20 protein-coding genes are annotated in these 26,013 nt (G+C 47.0%); 10 read left to right on the top strand and 10 right to left on the bottom strand.

The window, feature by feature from the left end; genetic code table 11:
• Nucleotides 1–688 precede the first annotated feature (688 nt).
• Entirely contained in the window at nucleotides 689–1,099 is a 411-nt protein-coding gene (locus GCWU000325_RS03425) for an HU family DNA-binding protein (RefSeq protein ID WP_006254707.1), read from the bottom strand.
• A 731-nt stretch (nucleotides 1,100–1,830) separates the two neighbouring features.
• On the opposite strand from GCWU000325_RS03425, the gene GCWU000325_RS03420 reads away from it, so the two are divergent.
• The 9 genes from GCWU000325_RS03420 to GCWU000325_RS10930 all read left to right on the top strand — a co-directional run bounded on the left by GCWU000325_RS03420 (nucleotide 1,831) and on the right by GCWU000325_RS10930 (nucleotide 13,222).
• The gene (locus tag GCWU000325_RS03420; RefSeq protein WP_006254704.1) at nucleotides 1,831–2,766 is read left to right on the top strand and encodes a hypothetical protein; all 936 of its coding nucleotides are present in this window, start codon (nucleotides 1,831–1,833) and stop codon (nucleotides 2,764–2,766) included.
• A gap of 5 nt (nucleotides 2,767–2,771) precedes the next feature.
• Entirely contained in the window at nucleotides 2,772–3,878 is a 1,107-nt protein-coding gene (locus GCWU000325_RS03415; protein WP_244832872.1) for a thiol-activated cytolysin family protein, read from the top strand.
• Nucleotides 3,878–5,014 carry a thiol-activated cytolysin family protein gene (locus GCWU000325_RS03410; RefSeq protein WP_211205523.1) on the top strand — a complete coding sequence of 379 codons (1,137 nt, stop codon included), beginning with the start codon at nucleotides 3,878–3,880 and terminating at the stop codon, nucleotides 5,012–5,014. Before GCWU000325_RS03415 ends, GCWU000325_RS03410 begins: the two co-directional genes overlap by 1 nt.
• 1,161 nt (nucleotides 5,015–6,175) lie before the next feature.
• The gene (locus GCWU000325_RS03400) at nucleotides 6,176–7,318 is read left to right on the top strand and encodes a hypothetical protein (RefSeq protein ID WP_040599273.1); all 1,143 of its coding nucleotides are present in this window, start codon (nucleotides 6,176–6,178) and stop codon (nucleotides 7,316–7,318) included.
• Between the two features lie 12 nt (nucleotides 7,319–7,330).
• The gene (locus tag GCWU000325_RS03395) at nucleotides 7,331–9,382 is read left to right on the top strand and encodes a DNA topoisomerase IV subunit B (RefSeq protein WP_006254698.1); all 2,052 of its coding nucleotides are present in this window, start codon (nucleotides 7,331–7,333) and stop codon (nucleotides 9,380–9,382) included.
• Nucleotides 9,383–9,472: 90 nt separating this feature from the next.
• On the top strand, nucleotides 9,473–9,976 hold the full coding sequence (gene coaD, locus GCWU000325_RS03390; protein WP_006254697.1) for a pantetheine-phosphate adenylyltransferase: 504 nt from the start codon (nucleotides 9,473–9,475) through the stop codon (nucleotides 9,974–9,976).
• Nucleotides 9,976–11,562 (top strand): S41 family peptidase, encoded by a 1,587-nt coding sequence (locus GCWU000325_RS03385; RefSeq protein ID WP_006254696.1) that lies wholly within the window; start codon nucleotides 9,976–9,978, stop codon nucleotides 11,560–11,562. Before coaD ends, GCWU000325_RS03385 begins: the two co-directional genes overlap by 1 nt.
• A 113-nt stretch (nucleotides 11,563–11,675) precedes the next feature.
• Nucleotides 11,676–12,062: a hypothetical protein gene (locus GCWU000325_RS03380; RefSeq protein ID WP_040598854.1), complete on the top strand. Its 387-nt coding sequence runs from the start codon at nucleotides 11,676–11,678 to the stop codon at nucleotides 12,060–12,062.
• 596 nt (nucleotides 12,063–12,658) lie between these two features.
• A complete protein-coding gene (locus tag GCWU000325_RS10930; RefSeq protein WP_006254693.1) occupies nucleotides 12,659–13,222 on the top strand; it encodes a M48 family metallopeptidase in 564 nt (187 codons plus the stop codon).
• Between the two features lie 39 nt (nucleotides 13,223–13,261).
• On the opposite strand, the gene GCWU000325_RS03370 is transcribed toward GCWU000325_RS10930, so the two are convergent.
• Nucleotides 13,262–14,272: a helix-turn-helix transcriptional regulator gene (locus tag GCWU000325_RS03370; protein WP_006254692.1), complete on the bottom strand. Its 1,011-nt coding sequence runs from the start codon at nucleotides 14,270–14,272 to the stop codon at nucleotides 13,262–13,264.
• Nucleotides 14,273–14,804: 532 nt separating this feature from the next.
• Between GCWU000325_RS03370 and GCWU000325_RS10925 the strand changes: the two genes are divergently transcribed.
• Nucleotides 14,805–15,413 (top strand): septal ring lytic transglycosylase RlpA family protein, encoded by a 609-nt coding sequence (locus GCWU000325_RS10925; protein ID WP_006254690.1) that lies wholly within the window; start codon nucleotides 14,805–14,807, stop codon nucleotides 15,411–15,413.
• A 386-nt stretch (nucleotides 15,414–15,799) separates the two neighbouring features.
• Here GCWU000325_RS10925 and ftsZ read toward each other — a convergent pair whose 3' ends face one another.
• From ftsZ to GCWU000325_RS03320, 8 genes are all read right to left on the bottom strand, one after another.
• The gene (gene ftsZ, locus GCWU000325_RS03355) at nucleotides 15,800–17,125 is read right to left on the bottom strand and encodes a cell division protein FtsZ (RefSeq protein WP_006254687.1); all 1,326 of its coding nucleotides are present in this window, start codon (nucleotides 17,123–17,125) and stop codon (nucleotides 15,800–15,802) included.
• Between the two features lie 58 nt (nucleotides 17,126–17,183).
• Complete coding sequence (gene ftsA, locus GCWU000325_RS03350; protein WP_006254686.1) at nucleotides 17,184–18,635, bottom strand: cell division protein FtsA; 1,452 nt, start codon at nucleotides 18,633–18,635, stop codon at nucleotides 17,184–17,186.
• Nucleotides 18,636–18,691: 56 nt separating this feature from the next.
• Complete coding sequence (locus GCWU000325_RS03345) at nucleotides 18,692–19,435, bottom strand: cell division protein FtsQ/DivIB (protein WP_154646566.1); 744 nt, start codon at nucleotides 19,433–19,435, stop codon at nucleotides 18,692–18,694.
• A gap of 61 nt (nucleotides 19,436–19,496) precedes the next feature.
• Nucleotides 19,497–20,885, bottom strand: coding sequence for a UDP-N-acetylmuramate--L-alanine ligase (gene murC / locus GCWU000325_RS03340; RefSeq protein ID WP_040598852.1), 1,389 nt, complete (start codon nucleotides 20,883–20,885; stop codon nucleotides 19,497–19,499).
• A 51-nt stretch (nucleotides 20,886–20,936) separates the two neighbouring features.
• Complete coding sequence (murG, locus tag GCWU000325_RS03335; protein WP_006254683.1) at nucleotides 20,937–22,061, bottom strand: undecaprenyldiphospho-muramoylpentapeptide beta-N-acetylglucosaminyltransferase; 1,125 nt, start codon at nucleotides 22,059–22,061, stop codon at nucleotides 20,937–20,939.
• A gap of 423 nt (nucleotides 22,062–22,484) precedes the next feature.
• Nucleotides 22,485–24,770, bottom strand: coding sequence for an outer membrane beta-barrel family protein (locus tag GCWU000325_RS03330; RefSeq protein ID WP_083787956.1), 2,286 nt, complete (start codon nucleotides 24,768–24,770; stop codon nucleotides 22,485–22,487).
• Complete coding sequence (locus GCWU000325_RS11910; RefSeq protein ID WP_154646565.1) at nucleotides 24,758–24,964, bottom strand: hypothetical protein; 207 nt, start codon at nucleotides 24,962–24,964, stop codon at nucleotides 24,758–24,760. Before GCWU000325_RS11910 ends, GCWU000325_RS03330 begins: the two co-directional genes overlap by 13 nt.
• A 493-nt stretch (nucleotides 24,965–25,457) precedes the next feature.
• Nucleotides 25,458–26,000: an LOG family protein gene (locus tag GCWU000325_RS03320; RefSeq protein WP_006254677.1), complete on the bottom strand. Its 543-nt coding sequence runs from the start codon at nucleotides 25,998–26,000 to the stop codon at nucleotides 25,458–25,460.
• Nucleotides 26,001–26,013: the final 13 nt, after the last annotated feature.

Genomic DNA, 26,013 nt, shown 5'->3' with positions numbered 1-26,013 from the left:
TTGTAAACGATTTCAACAGACTTCGTAGCGGACGAATACAATCAGTTGCTCGAAATCTATTCCGTGTAAGAAACGCTTGCTCCCATCCCAACCATAGACCTCGAAACGAGGATGTGTCAAAATGACGCATCCTCGTTTTTTTTGTACGCGTCGGGTCTTTTTCGATTTAGTTGTCTTAGGCCATAATGATTGCTGTTTTTCTTCCATTCACAAATACCCCCATCGGGGTTAGTCTTTTGGCAGGGCAGGGTTGACGCTGTGCGTCAACCCTGCATCAGAAAGTAGCACAATGACAACCCCATAGGGTTGGTCTTTAAATATTACGCGAAAATGTATTGATGCGAAAATGAAAAAAACTCAAAAAAACGGCGATTTTATCGCAGATTTAGGGATAAAACACCGCCCGGACCTCCCCGCCGCAACACACTCCGCGCCTCCGCCAAACTTTCTCCTATGACCCGAAAAATTCTCCTATAAGACAATTTAAATTCTCTTATAAGACTCTTCAAACTTTCACCTAAGACAATTTTTACGATCATAGGAGAAAGTTGGAATGATCCTTAGCCTTGTGTGAAAGATCAACCGCCCATTTTCGACAAAGCACGAAAAACCGCGCTTTCATCGGTTGAAAACGCGGCATTTATTAAATGTGATTTTCTGCCGGCACTACATTGCGCCGATTCTTCGCTTACTTCGCATTCCGGATATCTTCCTGCGCACCGAATGTTATGTTGCGTTTGTCGAGGGCCAAGCGCATCGCACTGCTTTTTGTGAACCGCACGCTCACACGCTTAATGAGATTCGCACCTTTTTCCTTGGCTTGTTTTGCCGTCGACGCGCCCTCGCCGTGCATCGTGAGGCGAAACGAACCGAGATCTCCTAAGCGAACCGAATTACCATCGGAGAGTGTTTGGAGAACCTCATATTGCAGGGCATCCAATACCGCCTTGACGGAGGCAGAAGATACGCCCGAACGCTTCTCGATGCGCCCGACAATCGTGCGCAACATCACGGGCACGCCCGGCGCCATCTGCGGATAAAATTTCACTTGATCTCTCTTGAGCGGATTTTTCTTCGCTCTAATAACGAATTTAATCATTGTTGGTATAGATTTATTTGGTGAATAATTGAATCAAGAGCGCTCCCCGCCCTTGCGTATGCAAAGATAAGCATATCCGCCGAGCTGACAAAACGACTCTGAAACCATTGATATCCCAGCGTAATACTGCCGTCAAGATCATTAAAAAGTTCTTTCTTTCAAAACAACCATCGTCTGTACCTCTTCACGTACAGATTCTTTACCATTTAAGACTAATTGTTATGTGACTGGAAAATTGTAAAACAGACTTTTTCATAAAGAAATATTTTCTATACGCTTTAAAAGTGACGACAAGAACTTTATAAATAATAGAAAACTGCATAGAATAGCTTTTCTGTACTATTTGTAGTTGTCCACGGAGTTGTTCGTCGAATTAAAAGTTTTCTAAATGATTTTTCGAGTGATTGCTTGAAAGATTAAATACGCTTAAAGTAGCTTAAGCGGAATGCTTATATCGTAGTAAATAAGTATATCACATTTTGTCATCTGTTTTCCGGTTTATTTTAATTTAAGGCATATTTGCGAAGATATTACATTAAAATGCGCGGGACTTGTTTATAAACTTTTGTATAATTAGAGGTGTAGATTTTTAACAGATTCCTCTTAATTGTCTATATCTGTAAATATATTTTTGGCGGCGCAAAGACTTTCTTGTATTTTTGCGCCCGAACGCAGTATTGCCGCATAGCTTGTAGCGATCAGAGATTGTTGAAGTTTTTATATATAACATAATGAAGAAGTTTTACAATTCAACGTTTTCAATTCTATTACTCTTGTGTGGATTGGTAAGCTTTATTGCTTGTAGCAATGACGGGGGCGACGATCCTGATGGCCCTCAGCTGAAAGGTGATTCAATCTTGGTGAGTCTGACGCAGGCATCTCGAGCAAAAGTGGGGCAGGATCTGAATGGCTTGTTGGTGGGTGATACCATCTATTATAATCTTGTAATAGAGGATCCCAAAGCTCCTGCCGAGGCTGATTATACGATTGCCCTCAAAGGAGCAGGCGAAGCGAGTTATCATAGGAGGCTCAATCGAGATTTCACGCTCTTGATAGGTAAGGTAGAGGAGGGCGATACGGTCAAAGATTGGCAGCAAATCAATGAATTCCCTTATACCATACCGAGTCAGGGAAAGTTTCTGCTGAAGTATGTAACAAAGATGGACGGAACGTTTATTCATGACTTCGATTTCCAGCGCCGGGTAAATGGAAAGCCAAACAGTAAGATTACGCACCAATTCTTAGGGTTTAATGTTTTGTTTATAGAAATGTGGTTTGAGGATTGTACGGTTCGAAAACCGAGCGGAGGCAACCATTCGATCCACCGAAATGACTTCTATTTCAGAATAAAATGTGGCGATTTCCCTACAGATAAGTTGTTTGAGAAGAATAGACCCGATTCTCCTAACAAGCGGACTTATTCTTATAAGATAGGCTATGATGGTAGAGTGTGTCCGGGTACATTTCAGGGTGGAGAACCGTGCTGCTTCTTTGAAGGCCCGCAAAAAAAGATAACGGCACCTGATGTGGAGAACTTAGTCGTGTCTAGTCTCGTGATTAACATTAATACGACAGATAATTCTATGTCTACTTCATTTCAATATAAGGATTTGAAGTTAGAGAATCGGAGGCCGGATGCACCCAAAAAGAAATCAACAAAACAATGAAAAGTATGAAATTAATTGCTAATGCGGCCTGCGCTCTGTTTGTGGGCATCTTAGCCGCAAGTTGTAACAACAACGACACGCCCGACGGACCTAACAAAGGCGATATGAAGCGGGTAGAGTTTAAAACGCTGAAAGACGTCGTAGAAAGCGAAACGCCGACCGGGAACATACAAGGCGACAAGCGCGAGTATTTGCAAGTTGTTAGAAAGCAGCAAACGCTTGACCCAGCTGAGCTCATCCAATCGAGAGTAGAGATCTTCCCTGGTAGTGTGTTGCGTGGAGGGGCACTGCTGAACGATGAATATACACCGCTCGTACTCAAAGAACCGAAAGAGATTACGCTTTCGATGACACTACAAGGAAAAGGCTTGAAGGTGCAGACTGCAACTTTGCCAATTATGAGTCAGGTTCGTCAGAAAGTCAATGACCTCGTGAATGAGAACAGAGAGAATATTGATTATGAGAACGTGCCTACTTATCTGACCTATACTTCGCATGAGGTAGATACAGAAGAGAGTTTTAATAAGACTTTCCGCACGCACTTGAAGGTTAATGTGCTGGCCGGATTGATTAAGGCGAACTTTAATTATAAGTGGAGCAAGAACACAAGCAACAATAAGAAGTATGTATTGGTTAAAGTTCGTCAGTTGTTCTATAGTATCAATGTCGATCCGGTAACTGCTGAAGATTGGGGTACTTTTGTAAAGCCCGGCGAGTATGAGCCTGTGTATGTCAGCAGTGTAGATTACGGCCGCGTAGCCAATTTGCTCATCCAGACAGAGGAGAGTGCCGAAGAAGTGAAAAGAATGATTAATGCAAGTATCAGCTTTGCCTTGAAAAAGTTTGGCGGAGAAGCAGGTGCCTCTTATGAAAAGGAAATGAAACGCCTCTTCAAAGAGAAGAAAGTACAAATAATGATAGCCGGCGGACCGCTGAGTATGGGTAAAGACATTACGACTTATGAGGAATTTATTAATTTCCTCAAGAAGCCGGACGCGTCTGACTTAGTTCAATCAGCAGCGCCTATCGGCTATACGCTTCGTTCTGCAATAGACGGACGTGAAATAGAAATAAAGACAACTTATACAGAATCTCGTAAAATTTTTAAATGATGAAGAAGTTAATAAACAAAGTGGCAGGCTATTGCAGCCTTGCCCTGTTCTTTCCGCTTTTAGCGGCTTGTAGCAGTGACACTCCTTCCGGACTGTACAAGGATCTCAAACAGGTAAATTTCCCGCAAGAGAAGAGTACGGTTTTGTTAACGAAGCCTACAGGTCACATTGTTGATGGCTATCATCAGTTGCTCCAAGTCTATACGGTGCAAGAGACGCTTGATCCCATTTCTACCATAGAGCGCACGTCGTACGGTGTCTATCCCGGAAAGCTATTGAACGGAGAAGACTTTATGAAAGCTAATCTGACGGAAGTTTCCAGAGCTACGCCTTATTCATCATTTACGTTCACCTTACAGCTTCCTGCCAATAAGTATGATAAAATACAGCTGCTTACCCCGAATGATAGGGATCTGGATGACAGTTTGCGCGTGATACTGCAAGCGAAAGCCGAAGACATATATAAAGAAAATGAGGCCATGAACTATATCGATCTCTTCGCGACAGATGTGACCACGGCTGAGAGTTGCAATAAGGTCTTCTATTACTTCTGTTCTAAAACAGTCTTAGACGACTGGTTAATGAGCGCTTTCGGACTTAATGAGAGTTTATACCATGCCGAAGGGCCACATTATGTAGCGCTCAAAGTACGTCAGAAATTCTTTAGCGTTTCGCTCCAGCCTGTGCGTCCTGCTGATTGGGGCACGGTGAAGAAGGATCTTGGCGCTTACGAACCCCTTTACGTGAGCGATGTAGACTACGGACGTGAGCTGAACCTCGTTGCTCGTACGGATATGAGCGCCGAACAATTCAAAGACTTGTTCCAAAAGGCTCTGCAGGCGAGTATGGATCCTAAATCGGGCCGCAAATACGATCAAGAAAGAAAGAAGCTCGACAAGATGTTGACAGAGAAAAAGATCTCTGTCGTCATCAATCAAACCTCAAAAAATCCTTTTAGCAGTATTCCAGACTATACAGCGCTTTTGGACTTCTTACGAATTCCTTCGGCGACCGATTTCTATAACTATTGCGCGCCTATTGCTTACAAAGTGAAGGCTGTGCGCGATAATCGTCCCATCGTCGTACGCGTAACCCGCACTGAGCAGCGATTGATCAAAGGCTCAAAGGCGAAATAAAGAGCTGTTTCAAAGTTTTTGTGTAATAGGAGTGATACAGGCAAGAATTTCCTCGCCTGTATCACTCTTTTTAGTAAAGACGCTCCGATCGTTAGGACAATGTCAACTTATTCAAAGACAACCTGCCCACGCCCGACAGGTTGTCTGCTTATAGTTCTGTGAGTGAGGGCGCGTTTTCATTCCTTACTGATCGGGCGTCTTTATTTTTTAATAAATCTCTTGCCTCCGGTGAGTCGTTGCTCTTGCTAAGTTCTCAGTCCCTGTTTTCACTTTGTCGTTATCGAGTTGTAGGCTGATGCGATGTGCGATTCTATGAAATGCGAAGTGAACGACTGTAAGGCTGCTGTCGTTCTATTAGGTCTTTTGGCAAATATATGGCGATTAAATATAAATCGCAACTAATTGGATGATTATTTCGTGTAAAATTGATGTTTTTCAACCTTTGATAGTCTTTAAGCCTAAAAGTAGGGCATTCTGATTGAGTTGTAAGTAAATCGGGAGACAATTCAACGATCGCATAGCTTTTCGCACGTTTTACGATGAGACGTAAAATGCTGCGTTTCACAATTCGCCCTCCAATTATTGCATTCATCGCTTTTGGGTTCTCCACGTTTCAAGCCTTCATTTAGATCGCTTCTGTAAAGACTTTTATCGCATCCTATCCCCCTTAAAATTTGCTTAGGCCGACTGATAATCAGGTGTTTACAAAATCAATTTTATCCCTTATGGGTGCTCATGCTGTCTGCATTGTGTGTTTTGTGAGTAAATATTTTTCATCTTTAAGCGTTAAGCGCCGATAGCGCCTTGCATAGAGTTTTCAGCCAAGCAAGCGAGTGCACTTTATGCGGTGTGTAGCTTGAAAATAGTTTTTCGCCCTGCAAAGGTATTTTCTTTGTTGTATTTTTTGGCGGTAACAATATCTTGTCGTGCATCCTTCCGCAAGTTGCGGCCGGAGAATTGCGGCGGTCGATTTGCAGATGCAGATGTATGATAAGCTTTGGCAATGAACGCCTTGCAATAGGATCATTTTCGGTGAGTTCAGTATAGGCGTGCGATTGCAGTTGTAGGGGATTGTCCTTGGTTGAGGATAGGGGGAATTTATTCTTTATATTTTGCCTTTTGCGGTTTTCGGCGTACATTTGCATGTTAAATAACGAATTGATGTCTATCCAGCTTAAGAAAGTTACTACTAAAAAAGAATTAAAGCAATTTATCCGCTTTAATTACGAACTTTATAAAGACAATCCTTATTCCGTCCCCGACCTCTACGAGGATATGCTGAAGACCTTCTCGTCGAAGAAGAATGCGGCTTTCGATTTCTGCGAAGCCGATTATTTTTTGGCTTATCAAGATGGAAAACTCGTAGGACGCGTGGCGGCCATCATCAATCATCGCGCCAACGAAACTTGGCAGTCGAAGACCGTGCGCTTTGGCTGGATAGATTTTATCGACGATAAAGCCGTTAGCCGCGCTTTGATCGATGCCGTAATTGCCTGGGGGCGCGAGCGAGGAATGACTACGCTGGAGGGACCTTTGGGATTTACCGATATGGATGCCGAAGGTATGCTGATCGAAGGCTTCGACCAACTCTCTACGATGGCGACCATTTACAATTATCCTTATTATCCGGAGCATATCGAGGCTTTAGGGATGGAGAAAAGCGCCGACTGGGTGGAGCGCAAACTGTTTGTTCCCGATGAAGTGCCTGAGAAGCACCTGCGCATTGCGAATATTGTCAAAGAGAAATATCATCTGCAGGTACGCAAATTGCATTCCGGCAAGGATGCTTATGCGGACGACACGGCACGACGGATTTTTCAATTGATCAACGAGGCTTATGCGCCCCTCTTCAATTATTCGCAGATGACGGAGCGACAGATTGATCAATATGTTAAGATGTTTATCCCGCTGCTCGATTTCCGCATGGTGACGCTTGTAGAGAATGAGGCCAAAGAACTCGTGGCTGTCGGCATCTCTATGCCCTCTATTGCCCGCGCATTGCAAAAGGCGCACGGCAAATTGTTCCCCTTCGGCTGGTATCACCTTTTGCGCGCCTTGAAATGGAAGCACAACGAGATTCTCGACTTGCTGCTCATCGCTGTGCGGCCGGACTATCAGGGGAAAGGCGTCAACGCTTTGCTCTTTACGGATCTTATCCCCATTTATCAAAAGATGGGCTTCAAATATGCAGAGAGCAATCCTGAACTCGAACTGAACGAGAAGGTACAAAACCAGTGGCAATACTTTGATCACGAAATTCATAAGCGTCGCCGCTGCTTCAAAATGAACATTGCCGACAAGTAGGCCTTAATAAATATGGCAGAAGAACTCAAGCAAACGATGTATAAGCGGGGGACGTATGACGAAAGCAAGATACGCCACCTCGATGATACGGAACATATCCGCACGCGGCCCGGTATGTATATCGGACGCTTAGGCGATGGCTCGCATGCAGAAGATGGTATTTATGTCTTGCTCAAAGAATCGATAGACAATAGTATCGACGAGTTTAACGAAGGCTTTGGCAAGCGGATTGAAGTAAGCATCGACAACGATCGCGCTGCCACGATCCGCGACTATGGCCGCGGCATCCCTTTGGGCTCATTGGTTGATGCGGTCTCGAAGTTGAACACCGGAGCGAAATACGATACTTCGGTCTTCACGGCCAGCGTGGGTCTTAACGGCGTCGGCCTGAAAGCCGTCAATGCATTGAGCTTGAAGTTTGTCGTGCGCAGTTATCGCGAAGGGCGGATGCACGAGGCAACGTTTGAACGCGGGCGTTTGCAAGAAGATCATTACGAAGACACGCACGAAGAGGACGGCACCTATGTTTACTTTGAACCCGACCCCGAACTCTTCCTCCACTTCCACTTTGAAGATGAGACGGTCGACACGATGCTGCGCAACTATACCTACCTCAACACTGGCTTGGCAATCTTCCTCAACGGCCGGCGCATTATCAGTAGGAACGGTTTGGAAGATCTGCTCAATGATAATATGACGGCTCCCGGACTCTATCCGATTATCCATCTGAAAGGAGACAATATAGATATAGCCTTTACGCATACTTCGCAATATGGTGAAGAGTATTATTCTTTCGTCAACGGGCAGCATACGACCTTAGGCGGCACGCATCAGAGCGCCTTTAAGGAGCACATTGCGCGGACGATCAAAGAGCATTTTGGCAAGAACTTCGACGTGCAAGACGTTAGAAACGGACTCGTTGCCGCCATCTCCGTGCGCGTCATTGAGCCTATGTTTGAAAGTCAGACGAAGATCAAACTCGGCTCGCTGATGATGGCGCCGACCAAGGATAAAGACGGCCATCCTTTCCCGCTGAGCGGCGTAAGCGTAAATAAGTTTGTAGGCGATTTCATCAAAGAACAGGTCGACAACTACCTGCATAAGAATCTCGATACGGCAGAAGTGATGCTGCAAAAGATTCAAGACAGCGAGCGCGACCGCAAAGCGATGGCCGGCGTCACGAAGTTAGCCCGCGAAAGAGCAAAAAAAGCCAACCTGCACAACGCTAAGTTGCGCGACTGCCGCATTCATCTTAACGAGGCACCCAAGAAGGGCTACAATAAAGACAACGACCCGCGCTTCGACTCCTCACTCTTCATCACCGAGGGCAACTCTGCCAGCGGATCTATCACGAAGAGTCGCGACGCCAACACGCAAGCCGTCTTTTCGCTTCGCGGAAAGCCGCTCAATTGCTTTGGTAAGACCAAGGAAGTCGTTTACAAGAACGAGGAATTTTCGCTCTTGCAGTCGGCGCTCAACATAGAAGACGGCTTAGACGGCCTGCGCTACAATAAAGTGATCGTAGCGACCGACGCCGACGTCGACGGGATGCACATCCGCCTGTTAATGATCACCTTCTTCTTACAATTCTTTCCCGAACTCATTAAAAAAGGTCACGTCTACATACTGCAAACGCCTTTGTTTCGCGTTAGAAACAAGGTGAAATCAGCAGGGCGCCGGAAACAACAGAAGCAAGTCAGCGACGACGCGGCCGGAGCCGCTATCCTCAAGAAGCAGAAAAGCGATAGTCGCTCCGATTACGAGACCATCTATTGTTATACCGAAGAGGAGCGCCTGAGCGCTATCGAGCGTTTAGGCCCTGATCCGGAGATTACTCGTTTCAAAGGCTTGGGTGAGATTTCGCCCGATGAGTTTAAGCATTTTATCGGCCCTGAGATCCGTTTGGAGCAAGTGACGTTGCACAAAAGCGACCAAGTAGGCGCTTTGCTCGAATATTATATGGGTAAAAATACGATGGAGCGCCAAGAGTTTATTATCGACAATCTCGTTGTCGAAGAAGACTTGCCCGATGAGGCCGACGAAACGGTGAGCAGCGAAGAATAAATCTCCATTTCCCCGCTTAGCATTCAACGTGAGCCTCCAAAGCTCTCTCTCTTGCAAACCATCAACGCTTATATTTAACACACCAAGGCTATGCCGACCGATAATAACGCAATAGCAACAGCCCATAAGGCGAACGACACAAAGAAGATCGCCATCTTCCCCGGTTCTTTCGACCCTTTTACCAAGGGCCACGCAAGCATCGTGGAGCGCGCCCTGCCTATGTTCGACCATATTGTGATAGGCGTAGGCGTCAACGAACGCAAGAAGCCGCTCTACCCACCTGCGGAGCGCGTTGCCTACATTCGTACGCTCTATGCCGAAGAACCGAAAATCAGTGTCGAGAGTTATACCGACCTGACGATTGATTTAGCCCGCCGCGTAGGCGCCCGCTTTATCGTACGCGGCCTGCGCAGCGTAAAAGATTTTGAGTACGAGCGCGATACGGCGGCAATGAATCAGCTTTTGGGTAACATCGAGACCGTTATGCTCTTCTGTGAGGCCCGCTTTGCCTCGCTTTCGTCGAGCGTTGTCCGCGAACTGATCGCCTTCGGCAAGGATGTTACCGAGTTTTTACCTGAAAAGAAACAATTATAATGAAACGATTACTGACTTTACTCGCGCTATCGTACGCTTTAGCGCTGACTGCCACGGCACAACTTCGGCAGGAGTTTCAAGATATAGACGTAAACCAATTGCGCAAACTGCAAATGGTGCACGTGGCCGTCACAGAATTGTACGTAGATACGGTTAATCAAGGCAAACTGACTGAAGCGGGCATACGCGGAATACTGAACAGCCTCGATCCGCACTCAAGTTATTCGGACGCCAAAGAGACGAAAGCGATCAACGAACCTCTGCAGGGCAACTTCGAGGGAATCGGCGTGCAGTTTAATATGCTTGAAGATACGCTGGTTGTGATTCAGACGATCCGCAAAGGGCCCAGCGAAAAGGTCGGCATACTGGCCGGCGACCGCATCGTAAAAGTCAACGATCAAGTTATTGCCGGCGTCAAAATGGAGCGCGATAGCATTATGCGAGTCCTCCGCGGTCCGAAGGGAACAGTTGTAAAACTGGGTATTATTCGCCGCGGCGTGCCCGACATGATCTGGTTCAACGTCACGCGCGACAAGATTCCGATGAACACGCTCGATGCGGCTTACATCATTCGTCCGGGTGTGGGCTACATCCACTTGGATCGCTTCGGTGCAACGAGCGGTGCGGAGGTGAAAGAGGCCATTGAAAAGCTGAAAGGGCAGGGTATGAAAGACCTTATCTTCGACTTAGAGTCCAACGGCGGTGGCTATTTGGGCGCCGCAGTCGAAGTGGCCAATCAGTTTCTCAATGCCGGCGACCTGATTGTCTATACTGAGGGGCGCGCAACGCCTAAAGAGCAACTTAAAGCTCAGGGCGGCGGACTCTTCCGCAAAGGAAAACTCATCGTTTTGGTTGACGAATTTACGGCCTCGGCCGCAGAAATTGTTTCCGGCGCTGTGCAAGATTACGACCGCGGTACGATCGTCGGCCGACGCACCTTTGGTAAGGGACTCGTACAACGCCCCATTCCGCTTCTTGATGGCTCTATGATCCGCCTAACCGTGGCTCATTATTATACGCCCTCCGGACGCTGCATTCAGAAACCTTATACGAAGGGCCGCAAGTCGGAATATGAAGAAGACTTTGAGAATCGCTTTAAGCACGGAGAGTTGATTTCGATCGACAGCATCCGTCTCGATTCGACGAAGGTCTATCATACGCTCAACAAGCGCCGTCCCGTCTATGGCGGTGGTGGGATTATGCCTGACGTATTCGTGCCTTTGGACACGACCACTTATACAAAATATTATATGGCTTTGCGCCGCGGCAACTATATCAACGATCAATCGCTGCGCTATATAGACCGCCACCGCGCCGACTTGAAAGCGAAGTATAAGGATATTAAAGCGTTTATCAAAAACTATGAAGTGCCGGCCGAACTTACGGATACGATCGTGGCCGTCGCCGGACGCAAAGGCGTAAAACCCAAAGATGACGCCGAACTTCAGAAGACGCTCAAAGACCTGCGCTTTACGCTCAAATCGCTTATTATTTATGATATTTGGGATCGCAACGAATACTTCCAATTCATCAATTCGCGCAGCGACATCGTCAAGAAAGCGCTCGAGATCTTAGGAACAAGCTGATCGCCGATTGCCGTGCGCACGCTGCTCACCTAAAAGCTGCCGGCTCGCGCTGAAAAAATGGGGCAGGAAGTGCGATGTGCTTCGCCCAATAACTTGTTTATGTTCTCAGATCAATGATAACATCCAAGCGGCAACGCTCCCTTGAGCCTCTTGCTGCTTGGATGTTTTCTCGTATCTGCGCTTGCGAAGAGCCGCGCCCCGATTGCGTCCTGCGATGGCTATGCTGTGCCCGCGGCGCATCGTATAACCTCCTTTCTTTGCTCTCTTTTTTACAGAATATGCCGCACTTGCGCGTTGCCGCGAGAGCACTATTTCGCATCTTCACAGTGCTCGCTTATGGTTTGCTGCCGCCAAACAATGGTTTGCCGGGAACAAACGATAGTTTGGTGGGAGCAAACGATGGTTTGCCGCCGGCAAACGACAATAATGCCGTATGCCGGTTGCGGCGAACCAACTGTGTGCGTCGATCCGTCAGGCGATCGTTTTCCGCCGGCTTATGAGATGCATCGCAGAATGCGCTTTACGCTTGCCAACGAAAGGGCTTGATCAGGCAATCCTTAGGGTCGGCGCGTAGATTTTGCAAGGAATATTTGGAAGAAAAGAAAAAAAACGCTACATTTGCAGCGTTCTTTTCACGAAGAGCAATGAGTTTGTTCCATGGTGTAATGGTTAGCACTAGAGTTTTTGGTTCTCTCAGTCCCCGTTCGAATCGGAGTGGAACAACGATGTAAGTCCTGTGTTATTGAAAAACATAGGACTTTTTTGTACATAAATATCTCGGCTGCGCCGTTAGCTGCTTTTGCTCCGATGACCGCCGTCCTGATTTAAAGCATAGATGTATGCGGCTAAACGCCGAATGTCGGGCGCAACAGACTTATATTTGCCGGTCGAGAACCGATTACAGATACTTCCGGGTCGCTTCAAAAGACGCATCACAGGACACATTATATAAAGTTAAGACCCGGCAAAAACTTAGCAGCCGCTATCGGCACAGTCGTAGAACAGAACTTTTCGCCCAAGAATAAGCAGCGCGCAACTTGCAGGCTGCTCAAGATTTGAAAAAACGTATTGTATTTATTTTTAATTCCGATTGCTTATGCGCATCGCAGGACTACCTCTAAAAATAACGCCCGACTTCAGGATCGCGACCGACGTTTGGCAGTTTCAATTTGAGCGCCGCGAACTGCCGCAAGCGCGCTTGCGGCGTGCAGATAAGCAGGTCACCGTCTTTTTGCCTAACGACGAAGGCTACACTTCGCTCGAAGGGCAAATGTGGCTGCGCAAAGTAGTCGTCGAAACCTTACGTAGGCAGGCGCATGCCTACCTTGCGCCGCGCTTGGCCTACCTTGCGCAGACTTATGGCTTTACGTATCATCGCCTAACCATTAAGAATCTTGGGGGACGCTGGGGGAGTTGCTCATCGTTGGGCAATATTAACCTCTCGCTTTGGCTTATGCTTGCGCCATCACATTTGATTGATTATGTCATCAAACACGAATTGGCCCATTTGCGAGAAATGAACCACGGGCCGCGCTTTTGGCGGGAAGTAGACCGACTCACTGATGGCCGCGGCCATCAGTTGGAATTGGAAATGAAAGCTTTCGCGCGTTCGTTAGGTGCGCCGAGTGAAAACGCCGCGCTTCCCCTTGCCGACTATTAGACCGGCCTATTCCCGAAATGCGTTGTTAGAAAGTGCGTGTTAAGTGTTGTCGGCTACGTCTTCAGCCTCTTGCGTCTGCTCGATGGTGCGCTGAATCTCCATCTGCATCGTTGGCGTAACGCTGCGCCCTTTGCTGATCTTCTGCTGCATATCTTTGATACGAAATGCCAGATATTCTTCTAATTCGGGCGAATCGAAGACGTCGATATCATCATATAGTCCTAACACAAATCGTCCAACGCCTTTCAAGCTGCACACGTCAGTCTCCAAAAAGTAGCGCCCATCGTCCAATACCACCATCAAGTCTTTCGCTTTAGGTGTCGACTGCACTAATAAGTCGGCCGCCAAGGGACCGAGAATCAACTTGACGCGCCACAGACGCTCACCTGAAAAGTGGAAGAGGTCGGTATAGAAGGCCGCATGCCGATCTTTGTGAGACCATTGCAAGTCGAGCAGCTCCACACTGCGTGCGCGGCTGATTTTAAACGTCTTGTTCGTGCCCGTAGCCAGTTCGTAGCATCTCACTTCGTTGTTGCCATTCAAGAAAAGAAAGGGTTCGACGATGCGGTCGCTCGTCTGCTTACTATTAGGCGAATAATAATCATGTAAAATGCAGACGCGCTCGGTCTGTACGCCCTCATAAAGGACGCTCAAATTCTTAGCTAATAATTCGTCGGTCTCAACGCGTGCGATGAAGTTCACATCGTAGTAGCGCGCCAACTTCTCTCGCAGATGTCGAATGCGCGGCGAATCGTCGTAGATCGTATTGAGGATTTGGTTCATCGTGACTGCTTCGTCGTCGGTGAAGTGTACGAACTGCGTCACTTGAGCAAAAAAGGGCGAATGATGGTCGATGAAATAGCGCGTGCCTGATTTTTTCAATATAAATCCGGCTTTGCGCAATTCTTCTATGTATCTGTAAGTCGAACGGCGGCTCATATGCAGCTGCCGACTGATTTCGTCGACCGAGAGTGGAGCATTGGTGGTTAAGAGTACAATTAAGCGCAACTGTTTCTTAAACTTCTCGGCATCTGAAAGGGTTTCTGTCATTGTTTACTCGATCTCTTTGGGGGATAATAAAGACGTAGGCAAAGTTACACCATTCCGCGTGCTTTTAGATTTTGATCCTCTTTTTCTTTGTTAAAAGCGTGATGAATTTAAACGATTTTTCTTTCGTTTGGAGCAAGACCTGCTTTCCGTTTTTCCTCTTATCGCTCAACAAAAATGCGTCTGCCGGCGCCGAGTATTTGTTAAAGTTTTCCGACCTTCAGTATAGGCGAGAAGCCCTGCTTTTATCGTGGAAATGAGACCAAAACAAGGCCCTTCCGGAAAAGTTAAAAGGGGAAAAAGGACAAAGAAAGGTTTGGCTAAACACAATAAAAGCCTTACCTTTGCGCCCATAAACATCACGCAGACCCGGCTCTCGTAGCCTGCTACAGCCTTCTCGCTGTAGGAAAACCTATAGTCTGTAAGCGCTCCAATTGCTTTAGGAGTGCTCATTTGAAAGAACAGCAGTCGACATCCTTTTTTGATATCCTCGTTCTTCTCTCTGTAGGCAGCGTCTCGTGAGAAATAATAGAGCATGTATATAAAAAAAGTAACAAAATTCACAATCGGCCTGCTCTTAGCCTTGACTGCTTTTACGCAAATCAACGCACAGAAGAGAGGCATTGCAAGTTATTACAGTAACAACGCGCACGGTCATCGTACAAGCGATGGATCGCGCTATCACAAAGACAGTTTGACGTGTGCACACCGCACGCTCCCTTTCGGAACGCTGCTTAAAGTGCGCAACCTTAACAACGATCGCGAGGTGGTTGTCCGTGTGACGGACCGTGGACCTTTCCGCCGTGGCGGTATCGTCGACCTTTCGATGGCAGCAGCCAAAGAGATTGGTATGGTGGCCTCAGGTTTGGCGCAGGTAGAGGTTACGAATGTAGGCTTTTCCGCCGGTCCTAACGGCGATGGCAATGGCAAGCTTACGCTGCCTGAACTTCAGTTGATTGACCCTGCATCCGGCGAATACTATTCCGTCTCTGAGTGGGCTGAAATCAGCCGTCAGAATCGTGAGCAGTTGCGAAAGAAAGAGGCAGATCGCCGCCGCGAAGCGCAGTTGGCTAAAGCGAAGCAGAATAAGCCCCGCTGGCGTATTCTTAACGACCGCTTAACGGCTAAGGTAAGCAAGAAATAAGAGTAATCTCTTCTTTATTTATAGAACACACCCGTTGAAATCTTCACGTTTCAACGGGTGTGTTGCTTTGTTTCGGATAGTGTGAATTCTCGCAATCGATTTGCCGGAAGATACGCGGCGTGTATGTTAAACGCAAAGGCCGACAGAAACCATAGAATCTATTATGCTTGCGTACAAGAGTTACTTCGGGCATCTTGGACGCTTATATATATGTCTATGCGACGAACCGGTCAATTCTAAGGGAAGACCGTTTGCAGCAACTATTTGATGAGAGTATAACAAATCCCGAAAGGCACAGAAAAGATAAGCGGGGCGAACGAATGCTGCGGCGTTTGCTGACCGATAATACTTAAGCATCCGTTCGCCCCGCAAAGGGGGAGGGGCGGTTAGAAGTTGATAACGCCGCCCGGTTCAGTGGTGGCCGACTCCGGCACGATGGCAACATTGCCCAGCGCCTTTGTCTTGATCTCGTTTAAGACCTCTTTGCTGCGCTTAAACGTCGGCGTGATCTCTACCATAGAGATAATTTCTTCATTGTCTAAATCGTCAGCACTAAAACAGAAAATTTTGGGACGCCGGCGCAGGCCGCCTTTCTTCTCGTCAGAGCCATAGAAGGCGTTGCGGCGCTCTTCGTTTTCTTCTTGCTTGTCGGCCTCGCGTTGGCGGCGAATTTCTTCTTCTGCATCCAATTTTTGCTTGACCTCTGTCACGTCTTTTACGCCAAAGCCTGTGGCAAGAATCGTGATTTTTACGCGCTTATCGAGCGAAGGATCGGTGGAGAGTCCCCACTTTGTCTCTACGTCACTGCCGAATTTAGACATAAATTCGTGTACCTCATTCATCTCTTCCATCATCAGCGTGTCGCCTTCTTTTTCCGCACAGAAAGAGATGGCTAACAATACCTTTTTGCTGCGGAAAATGTCGGTGTTGTTCAGCAGCGGACTGTTGAGTGCATCGTTGATGGCTTTTGTGACGCGGCCTTCGCCTTCTCCGAAGCCGGTAGACATAATGGCTACACCGCCATTGCGCAAGACGGTGCAGACATCGCGAAAGTCGAGGTTGATAATGCCGTGCATCGTGATAATTTCAGCAATGCTGCGTGCCGCCACACTCAGCGTGTTGTCAGCCTTTTCAAAGGCACTCAGGACGTTGAGGTCAGGATAGATCTCACGGAGGCGCTCGTTGTTGATCACGAGGAGCGCATCGACGTGGCGCGACATCTCATCTACGCCGTCGAGGGCTTGATCTATCTTTCTATTGCCCTCAAACTTGAACGGGATCGTTACGATACCGACGGTGAGGATTCCCATATTCTTCGCTTCACGAGCGATGACGGGCGCTGCACCTGTACCCGTTCCGCCACCCATACCGGCGGTAATGAAAGCCATCTTGGTGCCGTCTTGCAGCATACCGCGAATATCATCTACGCTTTCTTCGGCTGCTTCGCGCGCTCTTTCGGGGCGATTGCCTGCGCCGAGGCCTTCTTTTCCTAATTGAAGACGATGAGGAACGGGCGAGTCGCAAAGCGCTTTGCTATCCGTATTGCAAAGTACGAAATTGACGTCGTGAATACCTTCACGATACATATGATTGACCGCATTGCCGCCGCCACCGCCCACGCCGATGACTTTAATGATGGAGGGTGTCGTCTGCGGAGTGCCCATACCGACGTCGATTAGTAGGCCGTTGTTCGTATTGTTGTCTTCGTTCATTGTCTTTGTTTTGTTAGCAGGGCTTTTGCCTTGTAGTTGAACCTTGTTTTTCTATAGCTTATTCTTCTTCGCGATCGTCGTTGACCAAACTGCCGATCATATTCTTTATTTTACCAAAGAATCGGCTGCGTTTTTCGCGCGCTTCACGCTTCTTGCGCTCACGCTCTTCTTGTTTACGCTGCCGTTCAGCTTCTTCTGCCTCTTGCTGCTTACGCTCTTCTTCAAGACGAAGTTTTTCCTCTTCCAGTCTTTGTTTTTCAGCAGCATCAGCTGCAGTGCGCGTCTCCTGTTCGCGTCGGCGTTTCTCTTCCTCTTCTCTATTAAAGATTGTTGGTGCTTCCGCTCCAAGTTCCCCGCCGCAGCAGTTTATTTCACCCTTGTCTATGAGCGCAATAGTCGCATTGTAGTCACCTTCCTTGTTGAAGTTTTGCAAATGCTGAGCTAAGCGGAGTTGCGTACTGACACGCTTAATGAAACTAATCTTTTCGATGTTCGTCACCTTCCGGAAGGCTTCTTCCATACCTTTTAGGCGAGAAGCGCCTCCCGTAATGATGAGGCCACCGATGAGTTGCGACTTGTCGAGTTTTGAACATTTGATTTGCTCGTTGACGTTTTCAATGATTTCCTCCAAGCGAGCTTGCACGAGTCCACTAAAGTCGTCGTATTTAACGCTACGGCCGTCTTCCAAACTAATCGGTGCGTGGCTCTCATCGTCAGCTTCGTAGTAAGCTTTGCCATATTCGCGTTTTAACTGCTCTGCTTCGCGGTGCTCAATTTGGAGAGAGGCAATGTCGCGCGTGATGTTGTCGCCACCGAGCGGAATAACGGCGAGATGGCGCAATAGATTATTCTTAAATACGGCCACAGAAGTCGTTTCAGCACCCATATCGACAAATACGCAACCTGAGCGCTTTTCCGGGCCTGTCAGCATCTGATCTGCCAATGCCAAGAAGGTGATCGGGAGGTCAATAACCTGCAGGCCGGCTTCTCTAAAGCAGGTGTAGATATCTTCGCGTACGCGGCGATTGGTCACGATGTTGAGGAAATGTCCCTCTATCCCTTCAGCCTGAATGCCTACCGGATCGAGTTGCGTTTGTGCGCCGAGTTTGTATTCTTGCTGTACAGCTTCGAGGATCTCGCGCTCGCCGGGTTGCGACTGTAAGTTGTTGTCGCGAATCCCATCTACGACCTCGTTGGTGATTAGCATTTTGTCGGGGAAATGGCGCACAACAGTATTTTCTACCGTGTGCATTCCCATACCGCCAACCCCAACGTAGCAGCCGCTGATGGTTTTCTTCAGCGTCTTTTCTAATTTTTCTTTGATGAGCGTTGCACAAGACGTCATCTTATTTAGATTGTTAATGCGTCCTTTGCGAATAAAGCTGGCCGAAGGCTCTTGTATGCTGGCTAAAATCTGAATGGCGCCGTCGGGTTGCTTGCGCCCGACGAGCCCGGTCACTTTGGAAGAGCCCAACTCTATCGCTACGATGAAATTGTCTTCTGTTGCCATATCGTTTATCTTTTATTGTGCGTGTGAATGTCAGTCGTTCTTGTGCCTCGAAGCGCTTATTTCTTATTTGCTGTTCGCTTCGTGCAGACAATCTGATTCGTATTCTCAAGATTGATCCGACTATATTTATTCCAACCGACCTTAGGCATTACCTTCTCATAGAAAGCCCGAAGGTTATTGAATTTTTGTGCTATGTTGTCAGGCGAGCCAAAGAGGATAATTTGATCGCCGAGGCGTGGGATGAGCGTCAGTTTATGGTCTTCACTCACGTTGATTTGTTCTATTTGTTTATCCCAAAGCTCGTTGTCGCGCAAGAATATGCCGAGCGGAATCAAATGCTTTCTTATGAAGGCCGGATCTGCAAAACCCGTGACGACAACTAAGTCGGCCGCGTAGCCCATAGGTTTCATCATAAAACCGTGTTCATCGACGTAGCAGTTCATTCCATTGTTGCTTATGACCCGCATTAGCGGCAGGCGTTGTGCGATGAGAATATTGAGGCGCCCGTCAGGTGTTTTGTAGCAGGTAGCCTCTTTGATGAAAGGATTCTTTATCAAGAGCGTCTCAATTTTTCTGCTGTTGATAGCGTTCATCTCTTGTCCGATGGGATAATATCGAGCTTTGCGCAAGATATGTTCGACATCGGTTGAGGTCATAAAGGCTGCACGCGCACTGTCTGTGACAGCGATGTTCATTCCGACGCACTTCGTCCCGTAGCTCTCGCCCGTAAAGTGGGTGAAAGCAAAGACGAGGTAAACGATCAGCCCTATTAGTAGGAGCAACTTAAACAGCGTTTTCACCAGAGCAGTGGTTTTGTTCTCCTTTGCGCGGCGCACCGCACAGTGGATTGTGTCAGTCTTCTTATATAATATTGTATTTCTCTTTCAGCATTTGTGCTATCTGAGGCACCATTGCATCCACATCGCCTGCACCTAAGACCATTACGACGTCTGTTTCCTCCTGCTTGAGCAAAGGTAGAAGCGCCGACTTATCACATAAGTGCTTCTTCATATCCGCCCGGAGATGATCATAAATGAGTTTCGAACTGACGCCTTCAATAGGGAGTTCGCGCGCCGGATAGATGTCGAGCAAGATTACTTCGTCCAGCAACGACAGACTTTCGGCAAACTCACGATAGAAGTCGCGTGTTCGCGTATATAAGTGGGGTTGGAATATGCCTGTGATGCGGCGGCCGTCAAAGACTTCGCGCACAGAGAGGATGCTTTGGCGCACCTCTGCGGGGTGGTGCGCATAATCGCTGAGCAGCACAACCTTGTCCGATTTCATCTTAAAGTCGAAGCGTCGATCTACGCCTTGAAAGGTCTTCATCCCTTCGCGTATCTCGTCAGGCGTGGCGCCGGCAATTTGCGCCAAGGCAATGGCTGCAATGCCATTTTCTATATTGATGCTGACAGGCACACCAAGCTCTATCTCACTGATGTTGCCAAGCGGTGAGATTAAGTCGAAGCAAACCCTGCCTCCACCGATGCGAATGTTTTCGGCGTGGAAGTCGCCCGCATCTCTACCATAATCAAAGCGGCGCGTGCCGGTCGGAGGGGCCTCTTTAAACTTCAAATTTTTGTGCACGATTAGAGCACCGTCGGGGCGGATAAGGCTGGTGTAGTGTGTGAAACTCTCAAGGTAAGCCTCTTTCGTGCCATAAATGTCCAAATGGTCAGGGTCCGTAGACGTAATGACCGAAGCATAGGGCTGCAAATGGTGGAAAGAACGATCAAACTCGTCGGCCTCTATGACGACGAAGTCGCTGTCATTGTCGAGCAAGTAATTTGTTGCATAATTCTTTGCGATGCCGCCTAAAAAGGCGTTGCAGCCTACGTGGCTCTCGTGGAGCAGATGCGCCGCCATAGCTGTTGTCGTCGTCTTGCCATGCGTACCGGCTACGCAGAGACCTTTCATTTGGCGCGTTAAATAACCTAAGACCTCTGCGCGCTTCTTTACTTCAAAGCCCGCTTGACGGAACCAAGTCAGTTCGCGATGATCTTTCGGGACGGCCGGCGTATAGACCACAAGCGTCGTCTGCGGATCGCGGCACGCTTGCGGAATAGCGTCTACATCGTCGGTATAATGAATGTCAGCACCTTCGCGTATAAGTTCTTTTGTCAGGGGCGTTTCCGTGCGGTCGTAGCCGCCGACAAAGAGCGATTGCGAGAGGAAATAGCGCTCCAAGGCGCTCATTCCTATGCCGCCTGCACCTATGAAATAGACTGATTTAATCGTCTGCATCTTAATGTCCTATATCGGTCCTGTACGGCCTGCCTGCGTGAGGCCGGCGCGTATGCATTATTGTCGTGTGTGTTGTTCTGCTAAGCGTATAACCTCATCGGCAATGTCTGACGCCGCATTGGGGCGTGCCAGTTGGCGGATGTTGTCGCTGAGTTGCGCTAAGCGTTGCCTCTCTTTGACCGTATTGATGGCCAGCGGCAGGAGCGTTCGGCTCACTTCTTCGTCTTTAACGTAGAGTGCAGCATCTTTCTGCACGAGAGCCAAGGCGTTTTTCGTTTGATGATCTTCGGCCACATTGGGCGAGGGCACGAGGATAACCGGCTTGCCCAGCAGGCAAAATTCGGAGATACTGCCGGCACCGGCGCGCGAGATGATCAGATCGGCGGCCGCATAAGCGTGGGCCATATCCGAGATAAAGTCCGTTACCTTCAGGTTGTCGGGACATTTACGGCGCGAAAGTTCGGCTTGGATGGCCGCACTATAATAATTGCCCGTCTGCCAGATGAATTGCACCTCTTGCTGTTGGCGGATGAGCGGCAGGTTACCCAGAATCGTATCGTTCAAACTGCGTGCGCCAAGCGAACCGCCTACAATCAGCACCGTTCGCTTTTCGGGAGCCAAACCAAACTGCTTGATGGCTTCCTCTTTCGTGCAATCAACGTAGAGCAATTGTTTGCGCACAGGATTACCTGTGAAGATGATTTTGTCAGCCGGAAAGAAGCGCTCCATACCGTCGTAGGCTACGCAGATGCTTGAGGCTTTTTTAGCCAGCAACTTATTCGTAACCCCGGCGTAAGAGTTCTGCTCTTGCAGCAAGGTCGGTATGTGCATTTTCTCGCATTCGCGGAGCGTAGGCCCACTGGCATAGCCTCCGACGCCGACACCTACCATCGGGCGAAACTCGCGGATGATTTGCTTGGCCAGTTTGCTGCTTTTCCAAATCTTTAGCAGTACGCCGGCGTTGCGCCAAAGGCGTTTACGGTCAAACCCTGCAATAGGCAGGCCCTTAATCTCATAGCCTGCAGCCGGGACGCGTTGCATTTCCATACGCCCCTCTGCTCCTACGAAGAGAATCTCGGCATCGGGCCGCTTCTCGCGCAGTGCATTGGCAATCGATATAGCCGGGAAAATATGTCCACCCGTACCGCCGCCGCTGATAATCACCCTAAGTCTTTCGCTCATCTTTTTATATGTGCATACAATCAAGGCAAAAGTAATAAATAATTTTCTTAGAGACTAACAATAGGTTGTAAAATGTGAAAAGAGACATTTAGCTTTTGCTTTTGTTGTCGAAGTAGGGGTAATAAAAGCATTCGATATAATAAAAGTCGAAAGATGTGAAAAGGCGTCGTTCTTATTGAAGTGCGCTACTTCGATGTCCTTTAGCGCGCAACGACTACTCGTAAATCGTGGCGAAAGGCAAGTATGTGGGGCGATAAAGCGTAGGATAGTATTCAACTGTTGCACACTAAGTTTGAACAATCTGCGCATTGTGGGCAACGCTGACTCATTTTCAGAAATACGATCAATGCAATGCTTCAGTAAGATTTCATATAAGAAAATATGGAATCTTACTTCCTTTTTAAACTAGAATCACGTCTCATTTTATTTAGTTCTAATATCTTCATTGTTAATTACCTCCCCCACACTTTGAATCTTAAAATCCTTGCCGAAGCGCCACGTCAGCGAGATCCCCAAAAAAGAGGAAGGGGAGTAAACTTTCGAAATCTGAGTAAGGCCTTTCAACTTATACCTTACGCGTTGTTTTCTAAACAATCCGAACATATCATTATAAGAAAGCGAAAGATCTAAACGATCATTGCACAGCGATTTAGTTACAGTAAGATCCAAACGAATCTTGTTATGCACTGTCGAGTTCAAAGTTCTCTCATTATTACGGTGCATTAACATCAATTCAAGGAACCATTGTTTTGGTGCCATATAAGATAAGTTCATCGTACTTGTTAAGCCCCAGCCCTCATTGCCCTCACTTAAAGCTATTGCGGCAAAGGCTGGCGCAATTTTATACGCAGTATGGTCGGCAGTAATATTTAAGTTAAGGTTCAACGCATGCTTAAACAGAGGTTTACTATAACCAATGTTCAAGTTTAGTATCCTTCCTTTACCCGCATTTTCATAAGTAGATGTACTATAATCTGTCATATACACACCGCCTATCATATCTCCGATACGTTCATACACGACATTAGAAGTCAAAAAACCACTACCGATTTGCCGGGAGTAGTTCAGCGTATAACGATCAGCGTATTGCGGGCGCAAATGCACGTTTCCCTGACTCTTCTCGTATTCATTGATATAAAAGACTTCCGGATTCAAAAAATCTACACTTGGTCTTTCGATATGTCGGTTATACACAAAGGAAAACGAACCTATTTTCCCGTTATAATTTACTGAAATTGTAGGTAGTACAGCCAAACGTCTCGTACTGCCGGTTCGTTGGAAATTAAAGCCATACCATTCTCCGCGCAAGAGTAAAAAAACATCAAACCACTTATTCAGAGAAAATTGATCTTTCATATATAATTGTTGTACATCACTGCGGTAAGGTAAGCGGCTGGCGGTCAACAACGTATTTCGATAAATGCTTTTTATCCCAATGGCAATATTATGATAATCCCTCAAAAAACGAATGCTATCGGCTTCCAGTAAGATTTCCCCTGTCCATTCATTCATTTTACCTTTATATAAGGTGTAAGGATGTGCCGTTTCATTATTTGTCGCATAATTAAAATAGCGTGCCTTGAAGAATAAACGTTTGTTGGCGTTGATATCGTGTGCGATTACAGCGTTGACGAAATGGCTGAAATATGACTCTTTATTGTATTGCGCTGTTTGGTTCACGCCTTTTGAACGCCAAACGACATCTGCCGGAGCCTTATACCCAAAAATAGAATAATTCAAAGCTGTTTCCCATTTTGGAGAGAGGCGGATATTTGTTTTTAAAGCTCCACTATATTGCTGTAAGCGATTTTTATATTCCGAGAAGAGGAATTCTTCTTCATCTCTATATAGTATATTTTTTCCTTTTTGTCGATCCTGTGTGTATGAGGACCAGAAGATTAGGTCAATCTTTCCGGAACGATAAGTAGCAGAAGGTGATAAGTTGAACCCTGCTCTGGATAGCTGTGTGCCTGCTGCTATTTCTCCTTTCAAAAGATTGGCTCTGTTTCTTTTAAGGATTACATTGATTTCTCCGGAACTTGCTTCATCATTCAGGCCGATACGTCTCACTTCAACTTTTGCAATATCTCCTGCCATTATTTTCTCTAATTCCGTTTCGGTCGTCTCGATGCCATCTATCAAGAGCTTGGCAGCTTTACCGTTGCCAGCCAATTGATAGCCTTTGTCTGTATATATTATTCCCGGCACTCGCTTTAGGGCCAAATTTGCTTTGGCTGATTGCAACAAACCACCAAGATCTATATTGAATACTTGCTTTTCTGCATTAGTCTTAACTATCTTTTTGTAACCCACGACGCTTACTTCCCGCAGATCAGCAGGAGATAAGGATAGTTCAATATCTTTCTCCGCCCTTATGGTCAATAAAGTGTCGATCGGAGCGTAAAAAGGGCTCTCGGTTAGCAATCTGATACGCAGAGAATCATTATAAATGGGCATCTTAAACTGACATACGCCGGTGTTATCTGTTTTTCCTTTCAGCCTTGTTTTATCTATCTGAATACTGACAGTGATTTTCCCCACGGAATATCCTTCGGGAGCAATCATTCTCACCTTAAATTCTCCAGCTGGTTGCGAGAAAGCAAATAAAGAGAAGAGAAAAGAAACGAATAAAAAAGCCATTCGCAAGGCTGTATTCCTACAGTATAGAGAAGGTTTACGATCAGGTTTATAAAATGTCATTCTTTCCATTTTTCAATTAGATATGTTCCATTCATAGTTACGCCACAATGGCCATAATTTCCATAACAGCCACCACGCGTTGTATCTGGATGAGTCGTAGAACCAATAATAACAGTATTATCGGTTTTACTCTCATTCACAGAATACGCAGTTGTCAATGCGGCTGCCCCAATAACCACAAATAGTTTAAATCCTCTTTCCATAAGATATTTAATAAGTTGCTAATTGATTTCTTTTTCAAGGATTCTTAGCTCTTTTCTTGGAATAATCCTTCGAGGAATAATATTGCCCGAATATACAGACTATAATATGTACAAGCAAGTGTTTTTGAATTTTTCTTTCATTATCACTCAAGAATCAGGCTCGAATATTTTAGAAGATCTGTTTTGTTTGCAACTTTCAATAGCCTTCGAAAAATTCCAAGCTTGCGGATAAAAATTCCTAGCCTTGGAACAAAAGTCCGCTGCGCTTGGGAATAAAGTCCCAAGCCTTGGGAGCAAATTGGGACAGGTATGGATGAAAAAAAGAAAGCATCTTTTGCCCGCTTTGTTTACTGCTCATGCAGACTTAGATGCTTTTTCTTTTATTTCTGCCTTCGTTAAGGATGACGATATAAGTGTTTGGGAATGAGCTTTCGTAGCAAAATAACCCGACGAAGGAGGATCGTAAAATGCGACTCGTGGCGGGATAAGTGGACTACAAGTCGGCTATGACGGCTTCTAACTCTTCGATCGAACCGACTACTTTTAAGTAGGCTTTCGGCTGCTTGTCGATCAATCTGCGCTGGTGAAGATCTTCTAAGAGTGCGAGCAGTAGATCCCAACAGCCCTCTACGTTGTAGAGAATGACGGGGCGATGCTCAAACTGCAAGGTTGCGGCTGCCAGCACGGTGAATACCTCGTCGAGCGTACCAAGTCCGCCAGGCAGCGCGATGAAGACATCGCTCTCTTGAATCATCGTGGCCTTGCGATCGGCAAGGTCGGCTGTGGGAAAGGTGACGTGCAACAAAGGACTGACGCAGCCCATATCAAACAAACGCTGCGGCACTACGCCAAAAATGCGACCGCCGGAGCGGTTGACGGCTTCGGCCAAATGACCCATCAAACCTGACGTGTTGCCGCCATAGACGAGGGTGCGACCCGTCGATCCAATCCAAGTGCCTAAAGCATCGGCAGCCTTTAAGCAGGCTGCCGACAAATGAGGTTTGGAGGAAAGAAATACGCCGATTTTTTCCAACATAGTTTGACGAATC

Source organism: Alloprevotella tannerae ATCC 51259 (assembly GCF_000159995.1).
In the GTDB taxonomy this organism is placed as follows: domain Bacteria; phylum Bacteroidota; class Bacteroidia; order Bacteroidales; family Bacteroidaceae; genus Alloprevotella; species Alloprevotella tannerae.
Note: the sequence above shows the minus strand (reverse complement) of the source record. Positions and strands in the feature narration are given on the sequence as shown.

Excerpts from the sequence above, each read along its gene's own strand:
- GCWU000325_RS10930 (WP_006254693.1), top strand. The coding sequence starts at position 12,659 with ATGCGCATCGCAGGACTACCTCTAAAAATAACGCCCGACTTCAGGATC.
- murG (WP_006254683.1), bottom strand. The coding sequence starts at position 22,061 with ATGAGCGAAAGACTTAGGGTGATTATCAGCGGCGGCGGTACGGGTGGA.
- GCWU000325_RS03395 (WP_006254698.1), top strand. The coding sequence starts at position 7,331 with ATGGCAGAAGAACTCAAGCAAACGATGTATAAGCGGGGGACGTATGAC.
- GCWU000325_RS03320 (WP_006254677.1), bottom strand. The coding sequence starts at position 26,000 with ATGTTGGAAAAAATCGGCGTATTTCTTTCCTCCAAACCTCATTTGTCG.
- GCWU000325_RS03400 (WP_040599273.1), top strand. The coding sequence starts at position 6,176 with ATGTCTATCCAGCTTAAGAAAGTTACTACTAAAAAAGAATTAAAGCAA.
- GCWU000325_RS03385 (WP_006254696.1), top strand. The coding sequence starts at position 9,976 with ATGAAACGATTACTGACTTTACTCGCGCTATCGTACGCTTTAGCGCTG.
- GCWU000325_RS03415 (WP_244832872.1), top strand. The coding sequence starts at position 2,772 with ATGAAATTAATTGCTAATGCGGCCTGCGCTCTGTTTGTGGGCATCTTA.
- GCWU000325_RS10925 (WP_006254690.1), top strand. The coding sequence starts at position 14,805 with ATGTATATAAAAAAAGTAACAAAATTCACAATCGGCCTGCTCTTAGCC.
- GCWU000325_RS03330 (WP_083787956.1), bottom strand. The coding sequence starts at position 24,770 with ATGGAAAGAATGACATTTTATAAACCTGATCGTAAACCTTCTCTATAC.
- GCWU000325_RS03410 (WP_211205523.1), top strand. The coding sequence starts at position 3,878 with ATGAAGAAGTTAATAAACAAAGTGGCAGGCTATTGCAGCCTTGCCCTG.
- GCWU000325_RS11910 (WP_154646565.1), bottom strand. The coding sequence starts at position 24,964 with ATGGAAAGAGGATTTAAACTATTTGTGGTTATTGGGGCAGCCGCATTG.
- GCWU000325_RS03380 (WP_040598854.1), top strand. The coding sequence starts at position 11,676 with ATGATAACATCCAAGCGGCAACGCTCCCTTGAGCCTCTTGCTGCTTGG.
- GCWU000325_RS03370 (WP_006254692.1), bottom strand. The coding sequence starts at position 14,272 with ATGACAGAAACCCTTTCAGATGCCGAGAAGTTTAAGAAACAGTTGCGC.
- ftsZ (WP_006254687.1), bottom strand. The coding sequence starts at position 17,125 with ATGAACGAAGACAACAATACGAACAACGGCCTACTAATCGACGTCGGT.
- ftsA (WP_006254686.1), bottom strand. The coding sequence starts at position 18,635 with ATGGCAACAGAAGACAATTTCATCGTAGCGATAGAGTTGGGCTCTTCC.
- GCWU000325_RS03425 (WP_006254707.1), bottom strand. The coding sequence starts at position 1,099 with ATGATTAAATTCGTTATTAGAGCGAAGAAAAATCCGCTCAAGAGAGAT.
- coaD (WP_006254697.1), top strand. The coding sequence starts at position 9,473 with ATGCCGACCGATAATAACGCAATAGCAACAGCCCATAAGGCGAACGAC.
- GCWU000325_RS03420 (WP_006254704.1), top strand. The coding sequence starts at position 1,831 with ATGAAGAAGTTTTACAATTCAACGTTTTCAATTCTATTACTCTTGTGT.